Source organism: Streptomyces sp. 3211.6 (assembly GCF_003634815.1).
Lineage (GTDB): Bacteria > Actinomycetota > Actinomycetes > Streptomycetales > Streptomycetaceae > Streptomyces > Streptomyces katrae_A.
Genome location: NZ_RBXC01000002.1, coordinates 282,388 through 297,934, shown reverse-complemented (window position 1 = coordinate 297,934; position 15,547 = coordinate 282,388). Strand labels below are relative to the sequence as shown.

Here is a 15,547-nt window from a genome sequence, read left to right as displayed (position 1 = left end):
CCCCTAGCCGAGCTCTTGGTCCAGCAGCCGGAGGAGCTCCCCCGCTGAGGCGGATGTGATCTGGTCGACGATGGCGACCGGTGCCCCGGCGCCCGCCATCGCGCGGACTCGGCCCTGCAGTTCGCCGAGCAGAGTGGAAAGGGTGGTCCGGTCGTCGGCGTCGAGCCGCAGGAAGGCCTCCTCCAGCCGGGCGCCCAGTTGTTCGATCTCCCTGGCCAGGGAGCCGGCCGGGGACGGCGGGGCCGCGTCGCCCGCGGGGCCGGTGGTGAGGCCCGCGTGCAGGAACCCCGCGAGGGCGGCCGGGTTGGGGTGGTCGAAGACGAGCGTGGCGGGCAGCTTCAGGCCGGTGACCGCCGACAGCTTGTTGCGCAGTTCCAGCGCCGTGAGCGAGTCGATCCCGAGCGTCTTGAACGCCGCGGCCGGGCCGATCCTGGCGGTGTCCCGGTGGCCGAGGACGAGGGCGGTCTGGGTGCGGACCGCGTCGAGGAGCAGCGCCTGCGCCTCGTCCGGCGCCAGCGTCGCCAGCCGCTGTGCCAGGTCCGGGCCGGTGTGTTCCGCGGCCGCCGGGGCGCCGGGGGCGGCGGGGGCCGCGGTGAGGCCGGCGAGCAGGGGCGAGGCCGCGCCGGGGGCCGCCGGGTCCAGCCGGGCCGGGACCAGGACCGGCTCGTCCAGCGCGAGGGCCAGGTCGAAGAGGGCGAGCCCGTCCCGCGAGGCCAGCGGCAGCACGCCCTGGCGCCGCAGCCGTTCGACGTCGGTGTCGGCGAGGCCGGCGACCATCTCGCTGCGGTCGGCCCAGAAACCCCAGCACAGGGAGGTGGCGGGCAGCCCTTCGGCCCGGCGGGCCCGCGCGAGGCCGTCGAGGAACCCGTTGGCCGCCGCGTAGTTGGCCTGTCCGGCCGTCCCGAGCACGCCCGCGACCGAGGAGAACAGCACGAAGGCGGACAGGTCCAGGTGGCGGGTCAGCTCGTGCAGGTGCCAGGCGCCGTGCACCTTCGGTGCGAGGACGGTGTCCAGCCGGTCCCCGGTCAGCGCCTCCACGACCCCGTCGGCCAGTGTCCCGGCACAGTGGACGACGGCGGTCAGCGGGTGCTCGGAAGGCACGGCGGCGAGGAGCCGGGCGACGGCCTCGCGGTCGGCGACGTCGCAGGCCGCGACCTCGACGTGGGCTCCGGCCGCGGCCAGTTCCTCGCGCAGCCCGGCCGCCGCCGGGCTCTGCGGGCCCCGTCGGCCGGCCAGGAGCAGCCGGCGCACGCCGTGCCGTTCGACGAGGTGCCGGGCCAGCTTCGCGCCCAGGCCGCCGGTGCCTCCCGTGATCAGTACGGTGCCGGATCCGAGGGCGGGGACGCCGTCCGGGCCGCCGGAGGCGGGGGTGCGGGCCAGCGCCGCAGCGGCGGCCTCGCCGGCCCGGATCCGGATCTGCGGCGCGCCGGAGGCGGCCGCCTGCGGGACGCGGGCCAGGGAGGCGGGCGTGCCGTCGGTGTCCACGAGCGTGAAGCGGCCGGGGTTCTCGGTCTGCGCGGTGCGGACGAAGCCCCAGACGGCGGCCGCGGCGGGGTCGGTGGGGGCCTCCGGGCCGTCACCGGTCGCGTTCCGGGTGACGAGGACCAGGCGGGAGCCGGCGAACCGGTCGTCGGTGAGCCAGTCCCGGGTGCGGCCCAGCAGGTGGTGGAGGGTCCGTGCGACGCGGGCGGGGGTGTCGGCCGCGGCCGGGTCCGGTCCGCCGGTGGTGGCGGTGGCCGTGTCGGTGCCGGTTCCGGTGCCCGCGATGACGACGGGGGGCACCGGGGCGCCGGAGGCGGCGAGTGCGTCCAGGCCGGTGTGGGCCTCTGCGCCGTCCGCCGGGGCGGCGGGGATCCCGTCGGGGGCGCCCAGCACCGCGTACCGGTCCGGGGCGGAGGGGAGCGCGAGGGGGGTCCAGTCCACCCGGAACAGGGAGTCCTGCCGGTCGAAGCCCAGCGCGGTCAGTTCCGCGGCGTCCGCGGGCGCCAGGGTCAGCGCGTCGATGCCGCCGAGGGGGGTTCCGGTGGCGTCCGCGAGGGTCAGGGAGAGGGTGTTCTCCCCGGCCGGGGCCAGCCGTACGCGCAGTGCGCCGGGACCGGATTCGGCACGGCCGGCGCGCAGGCCCGTGCAGCTCAGGGGCAGCCAGGCCACGGGACGGGAGCCGTCGACGATCCCGGCGGGGCCGGCCGGGAGCAGCGCGGCGTGCAGCAGCGCCGGGTGGAGGCGGTAGCGGCCGCCCGCGCCGTCGGCGGCGGGCAGCTCCACCTCCGCGTAGAGGGCGTCCTCGGCGCGCCATGCGGCGCGCAGGCCGCGGAACAGGGGGCCGTGGTGGATTCCGAGAGCGGCCAGCCGGGAGTACTCCTCCTCGACGGGGACGGCGGCCGCCCCGGCGGGGGGCCAGGCGGCGGACGCGCCGTCGAGGCGGCCGGGTGCGGGGTCGTTCTCAACGGCGCCGCAGGCGTGGCGCGTCCAGCCGGCTTCGCCCTCGCCCCGGGAGTGGACGCCGATCGCGCCCCGGGCGTCGACGGTCACACGGAGCTCGCGCTCGCCCGTGCGGGGCAGGACCAGCGGGCTCTCCAGGGTGAGTGCGCCGACGGCGGCGCCGCCCGCGCGGTGCGCCGCCCAGAGCGCCAGTTCCAGCAGGACCGCGGCGGGCACCAGGACGGCGCCGTGGACCACGTGGTCGGCGAGCCAGGGGTGGCGGGCGAGGGACAGCCGCCCACTGCCCGCCACGCCGCCGCTGCCGGTGCCGGTGCCGGTGCCGGTGTCGAGGTCTGCGGGCAGTTCGATGACGGCGTCGAGCAGCGGGTGGTCGGAGGTGGCGGCGGCGGTGGTCTCGGCCGGGGCGTCCAGCCAGTAGCGCTGCCGCTGGAAGGCGTACGTGGGCAGTTCGGTCCACGGGCCCTCCCGGTCGGGGAAGGCGCTGCGCCAGGTCACCGGGGCTCCGGCGACGAAGGCCTCGGCGGCCGACCGGTGGAAGCGGGCGAGGCCGCCGTCGCCGCGGCGCAGGGTGGTGACGGCGAGGGCGTCGGCGCCCGCGTCGTCGAGGGTCTGCTCCAGACCGACCGTCAGCACCGGGTGGGCGGAGGCCTCGACGAAGAAGCGGAAGCCCTCGCCGGCCAGGGCCCGGACCGCCTCCTCGAAGCGGACCGTCCGGCGCAGGTTGGTGTACCAGTAGCCGGCGTCCAGGCGGGTGGTGTCCAGCCATCCGGCGGTGACCGTGGAGAAGAAGGGCACCTGCGCGGTGCGCGGCCGCAGTCCCTCCAGCAGCCGCCCGAGTTCCCCGCGGATCTCCTCCACGTGCGCGCTGTGGGAGGCGTAGTCGACCGGGACGCGGCGGGCGCGGATCCCGTCGCCCTCGCAGGCGGCGAGCAGCGCGTCCAGTTCGGCCGCGTCGCCGGAGACCACCGCGGACGAGGGCCCGTTGACGGCCGCGACCGACAGCCCGTCGGTGAGGCGGGCGCGCACGGCCTCGGCCGGGAGTTCGACGGAGACCATCCCGCCGCGCCCGGACAGGGCCAGGATCGCGCGGGAGCGCAGCGCCACCACCTTGGCGGCGTCCTCCACCGAGAGGGCGCCCGCCACGCAGGCGGCGGCGATCTCCCCCTGCGAGTGGCCCACCACGGCGTCGGGCAGCACCCCGTACGAGCGCCACACCTCGGCCAGCGAGACCATCACGGCCCACAGCACGGGCTGGACGACGTCCACCCGCTGCAGGGCCGCCTCGTCCCCGAGGACGTCGGGCAGGGACCAGTCGACGTACGGGGCCAGCGCGTCGGCGCACTCGCGCATCCGGCGGGCGAACACCGGGGAGGATTCCCACAGTTCGCGGCCCATGCCGACCCACTGGGAGCCCTGGCCGGGGAAGACGAACACCGTCCGGCCGGCGGGCCCGGCGACGCCGGACACCGCGCCGCCGTCGCCGTCGCCGGCCGCGGCGGCCGTGAGGGCGGCGAGGAGGGCGTCGCGGTCGGCGCCGACGAGCACCTGGCGGTGGTCGAACAGCGAGCGGGTGGCGGCCAGGGCGTGTCCCACGCCGGCGGCCGTCAGCTCCGGGTGTGCGGCCAGGTGCTCGCGCAGCCGCAGCGCCTGTTCCCGCAGCGCCTCGGGCGACCGGGCGGACAGCACCCAGGGCACGGACGCCGGGGCGGCGGCCGGGCGTTGCGGGGTCCCGGGCCCGGCCTCCTCCTCGGGGGCCTGCTCCAGGATCAGGTGGGCGTTGGTACCGCTGATCCCGAACGCGGACACCCCGGCCCGGCGGGGCCGTCCCCCGGCGGTGTGCCAGGGGCGGGCCTCGGTGAGGAGTTCGACGGCGCCGGCCGGCCAGTCCACGTGCCGCGAGGGCCGGTCCACGTGCAGGGTCCGGGGCAGCATCCCGTGCCGCATCGCCATGATCATCTTGATCATCCCGCCGACGCCCGCGGCGGCCTGGGTGTGGCCGATGTTCGACTTCAGCGACCCCAGCCACAGCGGGCGGCCCGGCTCCCGGTCCTGTCCGTAGGCTGCGATCAGGGCCTCCGCCTCCAGGGGGTCGCCCAGCGTCGTGCCGGTCCCGTGCGCCTCCACCGCGTCCACGTCGGCGGCCGTCAGGCCGGCGTCGGCCAGGGCCGCGCGCACGACCCGCTCCTGCGCGAGCCCGTTGGGGGCGGTCAGCCCGTTGGACGCCCCGTCCTGGTTGACCGCGGAGCCGCGGATCACCGCCAGGATCCGGCGCCCGGCCCGCCGCGCGTCCGAGAGGCGTTCGAGGACGAGCACGCCCGCGCCCTCGGAGAAGCCGGTGCCGTCGGCCGCGTCCGCGAACGCCTTGCACCGGCCGTCGGCCGACAGGCCCCGCTGGCGGCCGAGTTCCACGAGCACGCCCGGCGTGGGCATGGCGGACACCCCGCCGGCCAGCGCGAGGGAGCACTCCCCGGAACGCAGGGAGCGCACGGCCTGGTGGACGGCGACGAGGGAGGAGGAGCAGGCGGTGTCGGTCGACACCGCGGGGCCCTCCAGGCCCAGGACGTACGCCACCCGGCCCGAGGCCACGCTGGTGTAGGTCCCCGCGAGGGCGTAGCCCTCCACCTCGCCGGCCGCCGCACCGCCCATCCGGGGGCCGTAGTCGACGGAGTAGATCCCGGTGAACACCCCGGTGGCCGAACCCCGCAGTCCGGCGGGGTCGATGCCGGCCCGTTCGAGCGCCTCCCACGAGGTCTCCAGCATCAGCCGCTGCTGGGGGTCCATCGCCAGGGCCTCGCGCGGGCTGATGCCGAAGAACGGCGCGTCGAACTCGGCGAGGCCGGGCAGGAAGCCGCCCGCGCGCGCGTACGTCGTGCCCGGCGCGCCGGGGTCCTCGGCGTACAGCGCCTCCAGGTCCCAGCCGCGGTCCCGGGGGAACTCCCCCATCGCGTCCACGCCGTCGCGGACGAGCTCCCAGAGCGCTTCGGGGGAGGCCGCCCCGCCGGGGAAGCGGCAGCCCACGCCCACGACCGCGATGGGCTCGCGGGCAGACTCCTCCAGCTCGCGCACCCGCTCGCGCAGCTCGCGCGCGTCACCGACGGCGCGTCGCAAGTAGGACCGGAGCTTGTCGACATCCTCCACCAGGGCCTCCCCCAAACCGTTGCTCAGCAGTACAGGAGCGGCTACACGTAGCCGCGGTCGATCAGCTCGTACAGGTCGTCGTCGCCGAGGCCGTCCGGGCCCGCTTTCTCCGCCGCCGCCACGCCCTCGGGTTCCTCGGGCTGCCGGGGCTCCTCCCCGGACTCCGGCCCCGTCGCGGGCGGTTCGGGTGCGAGGAGGGAGAACAGGTGGCGGGCGAGGTCGCGGGGGGTCGGGTGGGTGAAGGCGACGGTGGCCGGGAGCCGTACGCCGGCCGCGGCCGCGAGCCGGTTGCGCAGGGCCACCGCCGTCGCGGATTCCAGCCCCAGGTCCTTGAAGGGCTGCGCCGCCCGCGCGGCGAGTGCGGCGCCCGTCAGGTCCGTGCCCCGGGCGGCGCTCAGCAGGGCCGCCGCCTCGGCGCACACCAGCGCGAGCACCGCCGCTTCCGTGCCCAGCTCCGCCGCCGCCGCGGCGCCCGCGCCGGATCCGTCGGCGCCGGCCTCCTCCCCGGGCGCGGTGAGCCAGTACGGCCGCCGCCGGAAGGGGTAGGTCGGCAGGGCGATCCGGCGCGGCCGGCCGGCGGCGAACACCGCCTCCCAGTCGGCCGGGACGCCCCGTACGTGCAGGTGGGCCAGGGACTCCAGGACCTTGCCGGTGCTCCCGTCGTGCTTGTTCAGGGTGCCGACCACGACCGGTGAGGCCCCCAGCGCGTCGGCGGTCTCCTCGACCGCCACCTGGAGGACGGGGTGCGGGCTGATCTCGACGAAGGTGTCGTGCCCCCGTGCGAGCAGGCTCTGGGTGGCGGCCTCGAACCGGACGGTCCGCCGCAGGTTGCGGAACCAGTAGGCGGCGTCCAGCTCCGCCGGATCCACGGGGCCGCCGGTGACGGTGGAGTGGATCGCCGCGGTCGCGGGCAGCGGGGTGATCCGGCCCAGTCCCCGCGTCAGCTCCGCCTCGAACCGGTCCAGCAGCGGCGAGTGGCCGGGCACGGTGGACTTGATCAGGCGGGCTCGGACGCCCTCGGCCTCGCAGGCCGCGACCAGTTCCCGGACGGCCTCGGTCTCACCCGAGACGGTGGTGGAGTTGGGGCCGTTGACGGCGGCGATCCCGAGCCGGCCGCCCCACCGCCCCAGCAGCTCCCGCACCCGGCCTTCGGGCAGCAGGAGGCCGGCCATGGCGCCCTGCCCCGCGACCTCGGAGAGCAGCCGGGAGCGCAGGGCCACGATGCGGGCCGCGTCCTCCAGCGTCAGGGCGCCCGCCACGTGGGCGGCGGCGATCTCGCCCTGGGAGTGGCCGATGACCGCGTCGGGGGTCACGCCCAGCGAGCCCCACACCCGGGCCAGGGACACCAGCATGGCGAACAGCGCCGGCTGGACGACCTCGATCCGCTCCAGCAGGGCGGCCGGCTCCGCTCCGGTCAGCAGGTCCACCAGCGACCAGTCCACGTGCGGTGCCAGGGCCTTCGCGCAGGCGTCGACCGAGTGCGCGAAGACCTCCGACTCCTCGTAGAGCCGTGCGCCCATGCCCTGCCACTGCGAGCCCTGGCCGGGGAAGACGAAGACCACCGGGCCCGCCGGCCGCCCGGCCGTCCCGCGCACCACGCGCGCCGGGTCGCCGCCCGCCGCGAACAGGCCGAGGGCTTCCAGGGCCTCGCTCCGGCCGGCGCCCAGGACCACCGCCCGGTGCTCGAACCGGGTCCGCGTCGCGGCAAGGGAGTGGCCGACGTCGGCCGGGGAGAGCGAGGGGTCCGCGGCCACGAGGTCCCGCAGCCGGGCCGCCTGTTCCCGCAGCGCGGGCTCCGAGCGGGCGGAGAGCACCCACGGCAGCACGCGGGAGGCCGGGGCCCCGTCGGCGGCCGGGCGCGGCGGCGCCGGAACCCGGGGCACCGGGACCCGGGACGCGGGGACCTCGGGCGCCTGTTCCAGGATCACGTGGGCGTTGGTGCCGCCCATGCCGAACGCCGATACCCCCGCCCGGCGCGGCCGGCCGGGAACGTCCGGCCAGGGGCGGGCGGCCCCCAGCACCTCGAAGTGCTCGTGGAAGTCCTCGATGGCGGGGTTCGGGGAGCGGAAGCCCAGGCTGGGCACCAGATGGGCGCGGTCCAGGCAGAGGGCCGCCTTCACGAAGCCGGTGATCCCGGCGGCCGGCTCCAGGTGGCCGACGTTCGTCTTCACCGAGCCGATCACCAGGGGGCGGCTGCGGCCCGACTCCCGGAACACCTCGCGCAGGCCGGCCGCCTCGGCCGGGTCGCCCATGCGGGTGCCGGTGCCGTGGGCCTCGACGTAGTCGACGGTGTCGAAGGGGACGTCCGCGCGGGCGAGGGCGGCCCGGACCGCGGCGGCCTGCCCGGCGGGGCTGGGGTCGGGCATCTTGGTGGAGGCACCGCCGCTGCCGACCCCCCAGCCGCGGACCACGGCGTAGACGTGGTCGCCGTCGGCCAGGGCGAGGTCGAGCCGCTTGAGCAGCACGAACGCCCCGCCCTCGCCGCGGGCGAAGCCGTTGGCCCGGGCGTCGAAGGTGAAGCAGCGGCCGTCGGGCGAGAGGGCGCCCAGGTTGGCGAGGGCCGCTCCCGCCTCCGGGTCGGCGATCAGGTGGACGCCGCCGGCGAGGGCCGCGTCGACGGCGCCGGCGCGGATCCGTTCACAGGCCAGGGCCAGCGCCACCAGGGAGGAGGACTGGCCCGAGTCCGCGCAGTAGCTCATGCCGCGGACGTCGAACAGGGCGGAGATCCGGTTCGCGATCATCGCCCCGTTGGCGCCGAGGGCGGCGTAGTGGTCGTCCCGGTCGCTGCCGGAGAGCCTGCGCAGCAGGTCGTACCCGGACGGGGCGGTGCCGACCACGACGTCGATCTCGCGGCCGGCGAGGGTGTCCGCCGGGATGCCGGCGTCCTCGACGGCCTCCCAGGCGAGCTCCAGCCCGAGCCGCTGCACCGGGTCCATGGCGGCGGCCTCGGCCGGTCCGGTGCCGAAGAAGGCGGCGTCGAACCCGTCGATGGAGTCGAGGAAGGAGCCCCGCTCCAGGACGGCCGCGTCCGGGTGGGAGCCGCGGCCGGGTCCGGCCGGCCGGGAGGCCGGGAAGGCGCCGACGGTCGACTCCCCGTCGAGCAGGAGGCGCCAGAACGCGCCCGGGCCGTTCACGCCGGGGAACCGGCACGACATCCCGACGACGGCGATGTCGGCGGCTGCGCCACTCATAGACGTTCCCTTCCGGTTCTCTCGGCAGATCGCTGGGACGGGGGTGGACGGACGGCCGCTGGGGTCAGCGCCAGGAGGACGGGGACAGCGCGGCCAGCAGGTCCCCGGGCGCGTCCATGAAGCCGTAGTGGCCGCCGCCGACCACCCGGAACTCGACCCGGTCCGCGTACCGGCGCCACCCCTGCAGGTCCTCGGCGCTCACGTCGGTGTCGTCGCGCCAGTGCAGGACGACGACGGGGCAGTCCACCGGGGCCGCCTCGGTCCGCCGGTAGGCGCCGGCGGCGGCGTGGTCGCGGAGCAGGACGAACATGCCCAGGTCGATCATGTCGGGGCGGGGTTCGAGCCCGCGGCCGCGCACGAACGACTCCAGTTCGGCGCGCAGTTGCGGCTCGGTCAGGCCGAGCATCCGGTCGCGGGCGGCGTCGTGCGGGGCGGGCTGGCCCGACACGAACAGGCACCGCGGGCCGGGCAGGCCGCGCTCGGCGAGGCGCAGCACGGTCTCGTAGGCGGGGATCGCCCCCGCGCAGTGCGCGAAGACCGCGTACGGCCGGTCGAGGTGCGGGGCGAGGGCGTCGGCCAGGCTGTCGGCAAGCTCCTCGTAGGTGCCGTAGTGGGGGTGCGCCAGCCGGTTCTCGCGGCCGGGGAACTGCACCGGGCAGACCTCGGCGCCCTCGATCGCGGCGGGCCAGGCGCTGAAGGCCGAGGCCCCGGACCCGGAGAAGGGGAAGCAGAACAGCCGGGCGGCGGCGTCCGCGGAGGGCGGCCGGACGAACCACGGCGAGGTGGCGGCGGTGCCCGCGGGCGCGGCGGTGGGGGTGCCGGAGGTCATGGGGTCCGCCGTTTCTTGCCGACGAGGGGCAGGTGGGTCATTCCGGCGATGAAGTACGACCGCAGGTGCTGCGGTTCACCGGCCGGTTCGAGGGATTCGAAGCGTGCGAGCAGTTCCTCGAAGAAGACACGCAGGGTCATCCGGGCGAGGGGGGCGCCGATGCAGAAGTGCGGTCCGAAGCCGAAGGCGCCGTGGCGTTTGGCGCCGGCCCGGGTGATGTCGAAGGCGTGCGGATCGGGGAAGACGGAGGCGTCCCGGTTGCCCGAGCCGATCCAGGCCACGACCGCGCCGCCGGCCGGGACGGTGCCGCCGGCGATCTCGACGTCGCCCACCGCGTACCGCATGAAGTTGCAGGCGGCCGAGGTCCAGCGCAGGCCCTCCTCGACGAGGTTGGGGACCAGGGTCGGGTCGGCCGCCGCCTTGGCGTACTGCGCGGGGCGCTCCATGAGCGCGTCGACCGTGCCGGAGACGGTGTGCGGGGTGGTGACGTTGGCGCCCAGCAGGATGCTGTAGCCGTCGAGGGCGATCTCCTCGTCGGACAGCGCCTCGCCGCCCGGGCGGACGCTCGTGAGGTGGTGGAGCAGGCTCTCGTCCTCCTGGCCGGAGGCCCGGTGGGTCCTGGCCCAGTCCCGGACGTAGGTGAGGAGTTCGTGGTGGGAGATGGCCAGGGTGGCGGCCTCGCTGCCGAGGAGGAAGTGCGGGTCGGAGGGGGCCGTCACCATGGCGGTCAGCCGGACGAGCTCTTCCCAGTCCTTCTCGGGGATGCCGAGCAGCGGGCCGGTGACCAGCGCGGGCAGGAGCAGGGCCTGCTCGGCGAGGTCGAAGACGGCGCCGTCCAGGGCGGGTTCGAGGAAGCGCACGACCGTGGCGCGGATCCGGTCCTCCCAGACCTGGACCGCGCGCGCGGTGAGCTTGGAGCCGAGCGGCCGGCGGACCTCGGTGTGCCGCGGCGGGTCGGTGGAGGTCATCAGGACGCCGGCGGCGGGGTCGTCCGTCCCGAGGTGGGTGGGGACGGTGCCGCGTTCGGAGGTGAACTCGCGGTGGTCGGACAGGACCCGGCGGACGTCCTCGTAGCGGGTCACCGACCAGAACTCCCGGCCGTCCGTCAGGACCTGGTGGTGCAGGGGCGCCCGCTCCCGCATCACGTCCCAGACCGGGTGGGGATCGCCGCAGGTGTAGAGGTCCAGGTCGAACAGGTCGACGCCGGCGAGGTCGACGTCGCGCGCGGGACCCGGCGTGAGCCTCACGCCCCGGTCCTCTCCTGCTCGATCAGTTCGGCGACCCGGGCCGGGGTCTGCGCCAGGTAGAAGTCGCGCACGGACAGCTGGACGCCGTACTGCTCCGACACCCGCTCGATGATCTTGATGCCGCTCAGCGAATTGCCGCCGATCGCGAAGAAGTCGTCGTCCACACCGACCTCACGGCCGCCCAGGTGCTGTCCCCAGAGCTCCGCGATTTCCTGTCCCAACGATCCCATTGCCCGTCTGTCCTTCCTCCGACGGCCGGGGGTCCCCCGGCCGCGCCGTCCCGCCGGCGAGACACTTCCTCGAACGGCCGGACCGAGTCTCGCGTGGATGCCCGTCCGGCCACACCGCTTCGGCGGTGTCCCGGCGCTCGCCGGCCGGTGGGGTTGAGAGTGCGCCGGCCGGTCCTTTCCCGGGGACCGTCCCGCCGGCGGGACAGCGGAAGTCCGCCCACGGGTTGCCCCGCCCCGGCAGTGGCGTTCCTTGACCGGCTGATTCGCGTTCAGTGAACGTGATGGTGATTCAACGTCGTTAGAGGCGCAGTCGAACGAGGGGGAACGACGTGGGGCATACGGGTACGGACGCGGACGTGGTCGTCGCGGGCGCCGGGCCGACGGGCCTGATGCTCGCCTGCGAGCTGCGGCTGGCGGGCGTGGACGTGGTGGTGGTCGAGCGGCTGGCCGGGCGTACGGGCGAGTCCCGGGCCGGCGGGATCCACTCGCGCACCCTGGAAGTACTCGACCAGCGCGGGATCCTGGACCGCTTCCTGGCGGAGGGCGAACCGCAGCCGGTCGGGCATTTCTCCGGCCTCTATCTGGACTTCGACGAGTCCGAGTCGAGGCACCCCTATCCGCTGATGATCCTCCAGTCCGCCGTGGAGCGGCTGCTGGAGGAGTGGGCCGGCGAGCTCGGCGTGCAGGTGCGCCGGTCGGCCGCGGTCAGCGCGGTCCGCCAGGACGCGGACGGGGTGACGGTCGGGCTGGACACGGCGGACGGGGCGGCGGAGCTGCGCGCCCGCTACCTGGTCGGCTGCGACGGCGGGCGCAGCACGGTGCGCAAGCTGGCCGGCATCGGTTTCCCCGGCACCGACGCGACGATGACGGCGCTGATCGGGGACGTGGAACTGCCCGGCCTGCCCGAGGACTACGTGTGGGTGCGGCGCACCGCGGGCGGGGACTACTCGGCGATCGCCTTCGAGCCGGGCTGGTACCGGGTGATCACCTCCGAGTACGACCGGGTCGCGGACCGCGACGAGCCGGCGACGTTCGAGCAGCTGCGCGAGTCCCTGGTCAGGGTCGCGGGCACCGATTTCGGCATGCACAGCCCCAGGTGGGTCTCGCGGTTCAACGACGCCGCGCGGCAGGCCGACCGGTACCGGGCGGGGCGGGTGCTGCTGGCGGGCGACGCCGCGCACATCCATTTCCCGGCCGGCGGCCAGGGGCTGAACATGGGGGTGCAGGACGCGGTCAACCTCGGCTGGAAGCTGGCCTCGGTGGTCCGGGGCCAGGCGCCGGAGAGCCTGCTGGACAGCTACCACGACGAGCGCCACCCGGTCGGGGAGCGCGTGCTGCACAACACCCGGGCCCAGGCGGCCCTGGCCCGCCCCGGCGCCGCGACGGACGCGCTGCGCGAGGTGTTCGGCTCGCTCATGGTCTTCGACGACGTCAACCGGGTCCTGCGGCACATGCTGACCGCGCTGGACGTCCGCTACCCGGCCGGCGGCGACCATCCGATGGAGGGCCGCCGGGTCTTCGACGCCGACCTCAAGACGGACGAGGGCGTCATCGGCGTCTACCAGCTGCTGCACGCCGCCCGGCCCGTCCTGCTCGACCTGTCCGGCCGGGCCGGCCTGGCCGGCGTCGCCGCGGGCTGGGCCGGGCGCGTCGACCTCGTCGCGGCGCGCGCCGAGGAGGAGCTGTGGCCCGTTCCGCCGGTCGGCGAGGTGCCCGCTCCGGCGGCGCTGCTCATCCGGCCCGACGGGCACGTGGCCTGGGCGGCGGACGCCGGCGCCGAGCCGGACCTCGCCGCGCTGCGGGCGGCCCTGACCACCTGGTTCGGTCCGGCCCTGGCGGGGTGAGGCGGCGCCCCGCCGGTGCGGGGAACGCGTACGGCGGCCGCCGGGACCCCCTCCGGGTCCCGGCGGCCGCCGTCGTCGTGGCGGCTCTCAGGCCGGGCTCACGCCCGCTTCTTGAACGTGGAGACCGCCCAGACGTACCCGAGGAGGGCGAGGCCCACGCACCAGGCGACGGCCGCGAGGGCGTCGCCGCCCGAGGGGTTGCCGTTCAGCAGCCCGCGCAGCGTCTCGATGATGGGGGTGAAGGGCTGGTACTCGGCGAACTGCCGGATGCCCGTGCCCATGGTCTCCGCGGGGACGAACGCGGTGCTCAGGAACGGCAGCATGATCAGCGGCACGGTGGCCAGGCCCGCGGACTCCACGGTCTTGGCGGCCAGGCCCGTGGCGACGGTCAGCCAGCCGGCCGCGAAGCTCAGCAGCACGATGACGCCGACGACGCCGAGCCAGTCGAGGGCGCTCGCGGCCGGGTCGAAGCCCATGGCGAAGGCCACGCCGACGATGGCCGCGCAGGCCACCAGGCAGCGCACCGAGGTGATGACGACGTGCCCGGTCAGCATGGCGCCGCGGGAGACGTCCATGACCTTGAAGCGGTTGATGATGCCCTTGGTCATGTCGTCGTTCACCGCCGTGGCGGTCGCCCCGAGCCCGTAGCTGATGGCCATCACGAGCAGGCCGGGCGTGGCGTAGTCGACGTAGTCCTCGCCGACGCTGAAGGCGCCGCCGAACACCCCGACGAACATGAGCATGATGATGATGGGGAACAGGACCGCGTTGAAGACCGTGACGGGGTTGCGCACGGTGTGCTTCAGGTTGCGGCGCAGCATGATCGCCGAGTCGGCCAACGGCGTCGAGACCGTGCTCACTGTGCGATCGCCTCCTTGCTGGTGTTCTGGGCGCCCGCCGACTGGTCGGTCAGGGCGAGGAAGACGTCGTCGAGGTCGGGGCGCTGCACCGAGAACTCCTCGGCGTCGATCCCGTGCGCGTCGAGCCGGTCCAGCAGAGCCCGCACCGAGCGGGTCTCGCCGTCGCCGGGCACGCGCAGGGTCAGCTCCTCCTCGTCGCGGGTGGCCTCGAGCAGGACCCGGGCCGCGGCGTCGAGTCCGGCGAGGTCGGCGAAGCGGAAACGGACGTGCGTGCCGGGGATCTGGCGCTTGAGCTCCTCGGGGGTGCCCTGGGCGACCAGGCGGCCCTGGTTGAGGACCGCGATCCGGTCGGCGAGCTGGTCGGCCTCCTCCAGGTACTGGGTGGTGAGGAAGATGGTGGCTCCCTCGGCGACCAGTTCGCGGACGATGCCCCACATGGTGCGCCGGCTGCGCGGGTCGAGACCCGTCGTCGGCTCGTCCAGGAAGATCACCTGCGGCTTGCCGACCAGGGTCATCGCCAGGTCCAGCTTGCGGCGCATGCCGCCGGAGTAGGTGGACGCCTGCTTGTCCGCGGACTCCGCCAGGTCGAACCGCTCCAGCAGCCCGTCGACCAGGCTGCCGCCGTCGCGCACGCGCTTCAGGTCCGCCATCAGCTGCAGGTTCTCACGGCCCGTCAGCAGCTCGTCGACCGCGGCGAACTGGCCGGTCACGCCGATGGCGCCGCGCACCTGCCGGGTCTCGGCGGCCACGTCGTACCCGGCGACCCGCACGGTGCCGGCGTCGGCTTTCATCAACGTCGTCAGGACGTTGACCGTCGTCGTCTTGCCCGCCCCGTTGGGGCCGAGCAGGGAGAAGACCGATCCCGCGGCGACGTCGAAGTCGATGCCGTCGAGCACGACCTTGTCACCGTATGCCTTACGCAGCCCTGAAACTGCGATCGCTGAGCTTCTCATGCCTCCACTTTCCTCTTCGGGCCTGTCATCGACCTGTCACGCTGCTGACACGGCGCTGGAGCGCATCGCTGCTGATCAGAGGGACTGCCGCGCGATCAGGTCGAGGACCTCGCGGCCGGCGTCGACCAGGTACATGTGGTCGCCGGGGAATTCCGCCCAGGTGAAGGCGGCGGTGGTCGCCGCCTGCCACTGGCGGGCCTCCTGCGCGCTGACCAGGCCGTCGTCGGCGCCGCGCAGCGAGCAGATCGGCACCGCCAGCGGTACGTCGGTGCTCGGTACGTAGCTCTCGTGCATCTCGCAGTCGGCCTGCAGGACGGGGAGGATCAGCTCCCGCATCTCCGGGTGGTCCAGGGCCTCGTGCCGGAACCCCGCGAACTCCTCGACCCTGGCCAGGAACTCCTCGTCGGGCAGGCCCGCCGCGCGCCGTTCGCGCTGGGTCCAGGGGCCGGGGGAGCCGCTGACGACCAGCCGTTCGACGTGGACGCCGCGGGCGCCCAGCAGGTGGGCCAGCTCGTAGGCGAGGACCGCGCCCAGGCTGTGCCCGAACAGTACGGTCCGGGCCCCTTCGCCGAGGTCGGCGACGACGTCGTCGATCACGCCCTTGGCGGCTTCCTGGACGTTGCGGTAGGGCTCCTCCAGGATCCGCCGCTCCCGGCCCGGCAGCTCCACCGAGGTGACGCGCCACCGGTCGGCGGCCAGTTCCCGCCAGGGGTGGAAGAACGAGGGGCCCGCTCCCGCGAACGGCACGCACAGCAGGGTGGTCGTTGTCATCGCGACCAGCTCCGATCATCGGTTGCAGGGTTCGCCGGGTTC

Annotated in this window: 8 protein-coding genes and 1 pseudogene; 1 reads left to right on the top strand and 8 read right to left on the bottom strand. The window is 75.4% G+C overall.

The genetic code is table 11. The annotated features are described in order from the left end of the window. Positions 1–3: 3 nt before the first annotated feature. From BX286_RS35285 to BX286_RS35265, 5 genes and pseudogenes are all read right to left on the bottom strand, one after another. Positions 4–5,580: pseudogene (locus BX286_RS35285) on the bottom strand (SDR family NAD(P)-dependent oxidoreductase); the annotation flags it as partial. Positions 5,581–5,621: 41 nt separating this feature from the next. Next, positions 5,622–8,771 carry a type I polyketide synthase gene (locus BX286_RS35280; protein ID WP_121017885.1) on the bottom strand — a complete coding sequence of 1,050 codons (3,150 nt, stop codon included), beginning with the start codon at positions 8,769–8,771 and terminating at the stop codon, positions 5,622–5,624. Positions 8,772–8,835: 64 nt separating this feature from the next. Further along, on the bottom strand, positions 8,836–9,600 hold the full coding sequence (locus BX286_RS35275; protein WP_079432232.1) for a thioesterase II family protein: 765 nt from the start codon (positions 9,598–9,600) through the stop codon (positions 8,836–8,838). Continuing rightward, positions 9,597–10,847 carry a cytochrome P450 gene (locus BX286_RS35270; protein WP_079432233.1) on the bottom strand — a complete coding sequence of 417 codons (1,251 nt, stop codon included), beginning with the start codon at positions 10,845–10,847 and terminating at the stop codon, positions 9,597–9,599. The genes BX286_RS35275 and BX286_RS35270 overlap by 4 nt, the downstream gene beginning before the upstream one ends. Then, positions 10,844–11,077: a phosphopantetheine-binding protein gene (locus BX286_RS35265; protein WP_079432234.1), complete on the bottom strand. Its 234-nt coding sequence runs from the start codon at positions 11,075–11,077 to the stop codon at positions 10,844–10,846. The genes BX286_RS35270 and BX286_RS35265 overlap by 4 nt, the downstream gene beginning before the upstream one ends. A gap of 329 nt (positions 11,078–11,406) precedes the next feature. Here BX286_RS35265 and BX286_RS35260 point away from each other — a divergent pair, with 329 nt between their 5' ends. After that, positions 11,407–12,921 (top strand): FAD-dependent monooxygenase, encoded by a 1,515-nt coding sequence (locus BX286_RS35260; RefSeq protein WP_222842099.1) that lies wholly within the window; start codon positions 11,407–11,409, stop codon positions 12,919–12,921. Between the two features lie 98 nt (positions 12,922–13,019). Here BX286_RS35260 and BX286_RS35255 read toward each other — a convergent pair whose 3' ends face one another. The 3 genes from BX286_RS35255 to BX286_RS35245 all read right to left on the bottom strand — a co-directional run bounded on the left by BX286_RS35255 (position 13,020) and on the right by BX286_RS35245 (position 15,505). Further along, entirely contained in the window at positions 13,020–13,781 is a 762-nt protein-coding gene (locus tag BX286_RS35255) for an ABC transporter permease (protein WP_199848454.1), read from the bottom strand. Further along, positions 13,778–14,734, bottom strand: a complete 957-nt coding sequence (locus tag BX286_RS35250) for an ATP-binding cassette domain-containing protein (protein ID WP_079432236.1) — start codon at positions 14,732–14,734, stop codon at positions 13,778–13,780. Before BX286_RS35250 ends, BX286_RS35255 begins: the two co-directional genes overlap by 4 nt. Positions 14,735–14,809: 75 nt before the next feature. After that, on the bottom strand, positions 14,810–15,505 hold the full coding sequence (locus tag BX286_RS35245) for a thioesterase II family protein (protein ID WP_079432237.1): 696 nt from the start codon (positions 15,503–15,505) through the stop codon (positions 14,810–14,812). Positions 15,506–15,547 lie beyond the last annotated feature (42 nt).

Bases quoted from the DNA above. Each gene is read 5' to 3' on its own strand.
- BX286_RS35280 (WP_121017885.1), bottom strand. From the start codon at position 8,771: ATGAGTGGCGCAGCCGCCGACATCGCCGTCGTCGGGATGTCGTGCCGG.
- BX286_RS35275 (WP_079432232.1), bottom strand. From the start codon at position 9,600: ATGACCTCCGGCACCCCCACCGCCGCGCCCGCGGGCACCGCCGCCACC.
- BX286_RS35265 (WP_079432234.1), bottom strand. From the start codon at position 11,077: ATGGGATCGTTGGGACAGGAAATCGCGGAGCTCTGGGGACAGCACCTG.
- BX286_RS35250 (WP_079432236.1), bottom strand. From the start codon at position 14,734: ATGAGAAGCTCAGCGATCGCAGTTTCAGGGCTGCGTAAGGCATACGGT.
- BX286_RS35245 (WP_079432237.1), bottom strand. From the start codon at position 15,505: ATGACAACGACCACCCTGCTGTGCGTGCCGTTCGCGGGAGCGGGCCCC.